At 46.2% G+C, this 2,351-nt stretch carries 3 protein-coding genes; all 3 read right to left on the bottom strand.

What is annotated here, in order from left to right; translation table 11 throughout:
• Window positions 1-217, bottom strand: a 217-nt coding sequence (locus ACYQ2L_RS17060; protein ID WP_460058310.1) for a hypothetical protein, incomplete at its 3' end; no start/stop codon positions are given.
• Window positions 218-243: 26 nt separating this feature from the next.
• Window positions 244-1,428: an IS91 family transposase gene (locus ACYQ2L_RS17065; RefSeq protein ID WP_460058312.1), complete on the bottom strand. Its 1,185-nt coding sequence runs from the start codon at window positions 1,426-1,428 to the stop codon at window positions 244-246.
• A complete protein-coding gene (locus ACYQ2L_RS17070; protein WP_460058314.1) occupies window positions 1,425-2,279 on the bottom strand; it encodes a tyrosine-type recombinase/integrase in 855 nt (284 codons plus the stop codon). The genes ACYQ2L_RS17065 and ACYQ2L_RS17070 overlap by 4 nt, the downstream gene beginning before the upstream one ends.
• Window positions 2,280-2,351: the final 72 nt, after the last annotated feature.

Here is a 2,351-nt window from a genome sequence, read left to right on the forward strand (position 1 = left end):
ATGGGTTTTCTATGGCCGCAACGACCATCTGTTGTCTGTATTGTAGGATTGTTCGATTCAAAATGCCAGTGTTCAGGAGGCATGAAGGAATTTTTTTGGATGCGAAGGGTGCTTTTCCGCGGATTTTCATTCGTACAGAAAGTCTGAGTACATACCTGTTCCACCCATTCATGTGAAAACGGGTTATGGTGAGAAAAATAATTTTGTGTAGGTTCATACTACATCTGTTTTTTCTGCACACACTTACCCAGCTCCCATTGTTATTGGACTCAGCTGATGGTCATATTTTTCAATCCATGTACGAATGATCCTCCGTTTCAGAGTAGTCCGACAGGTTCTCCAGGTATCTGCAGCATGAAGGACTAATTCCTGACCACAGTCTGGACAGGGGTGAACATGCGATTTTGCAACATCACATGATATGCGTTCATTATCGGAGAGAGCACATCCAGTAGATTTCAACAGAGTCCTGACGGCCAGGAGATTCTCCTGCTTGTTCTTGTTCGCCATAAAACCAAAATACCTGATCTTCTTGATCCCCTTGGGGATCATGTGCAAAAGGAATTTTTTCAGGAATTCCTCAGTAGGTAAGCAGAGCTGTTTCTTGCAATGACCGTTTTTTCGGTCTATCCATGAGAAGGTAACAGTTGTTTCATCGTATGCAACGATACGTTGTTCACTTAATCCCACTCGATGGGTATACCGGCCAAGGTAAGAAACTACCTGAGCAGGACTGCCAAAGGGGCGTTTCGAATACACTACAAATTTTTTCCCTGCTGCCCTACGCAAAGCCGTTTGGATTTTTTCTGGACCTGTTTCATACAGTTTTCCCTGGTTGTGCAGTCCTTGTAGTCCTGAGAGAAGTTTTCCCCGAAATACTGCTGATAATTTTCTGACCGGAAGCAGATAGCTTGGGTTTCCCTGGATCCATTTGGTGTATTCCGGGTTTGGTCCACCGCCGGGAACAATACAGTGAATATGCGGATGGAATGCCAATTTCTGATTCCAGGTATGCAGAATACTCAATCCCCCTAAACGAGCCCCCAGGTTTTCAGGACGAAGGGCTACCTCTGTCAGAGTTTCATGAACACAGCGAAACATTTCCCTGTAGAACACAGCTTTGTTCGAATAAGCCATATTTCTTAGTTGATAGGGTATGGTGAATACCACATGAAAGTAAGGACAAGGTAATAATTCGTTTATTCGCTGGCTGACCCAGCGCGCGCGAGCAGCTCCCTGGCATAAGGGACAGTGCCGATCCCGGCATGAATTATGATGAACTTCCCGATGGCCACAGCGGCACATCATGAGATTACTTCCCAGTCTTCCAGTAGTGCAATCTCCTATTTTTGCCAGAACTGAACGTTCATTCGGATGTAACCACGGCAGATGTGTGCAATCCCGGGCAATCTTTCCAAGGATACTCATGCCCAATCCCCGGTCAAGCGGTCCAATGGGTTTGCTACACTTTGAAGGTGGTGTGTTGCTACATGTAGATACACCCCGGTTGTCTGAAGGTTGCTGTGTCCTAACAGAGCCTGAATCGTTCGCAGATCAGTTTTATCTTCCAACAGGTGGGTAGCAAAACTGTGGCGAAGCATGTGGGGAGTAACGGAGTAGTTAAATCCTGCTTCCCTGGAAAGACGATAAAACATTCGCTGTACTGTGGAATTATCAAGATGTGTTTCAGGTTTGCTACCGGGAAACAACCATGTTCGAGGTTTTATTTCACAGGCCTTCCAATACGCCCGGAGAATAGTCAGAAGCTGTGGGCTTAGTTGAACCTGGCGCGGTTTGGCCCCCTTGCCCCGACGGATGTGAATGATCATTTTTGCACTATCAATATCAGTAACTTGAAGATTCACCAGCTCAGACAGCCGAATGCCCGTACTGTACAAGGTAGCGGTTACAGCATAATAGCGTGGATTGCGGCGGGAAGCCTGCAGGAAATCCTGTATTTCCTGACGGGTAAGAACCTTTGGGAGTTTCCTTTTCCGCCGACCAAAGGGAATGTAATCCACTGACCAGTCACAATTACGAACGTTCTGGAAATAGAAACGTAGGGAGCTGACCATTTGATTGAACAAAGACCAGGAAACGCCTTGGGATATCAGGTGGTATTGCCAATCCTGGATTATCTGTGGCGTAACCTCATCCAGGGGCACCGAAAGGGAAGCGAAAAACCTCTGAAGGACAGAAACATAGGTTGAAATTGTTTTTTCTGCATAGTTTCGAATTGCCATGGCCTTTCTCATGGCTTGTAGTTCTGATTCGTACATAAAAACCTCCACCACTAAGGTGGCAGAAGTTTCTTATGGAGGGAATATCAGGAACTGGAGTAGCTTGCGCGA

This window comes from Spirochaeta dissipatitropha, assembly GCF_054657935.1.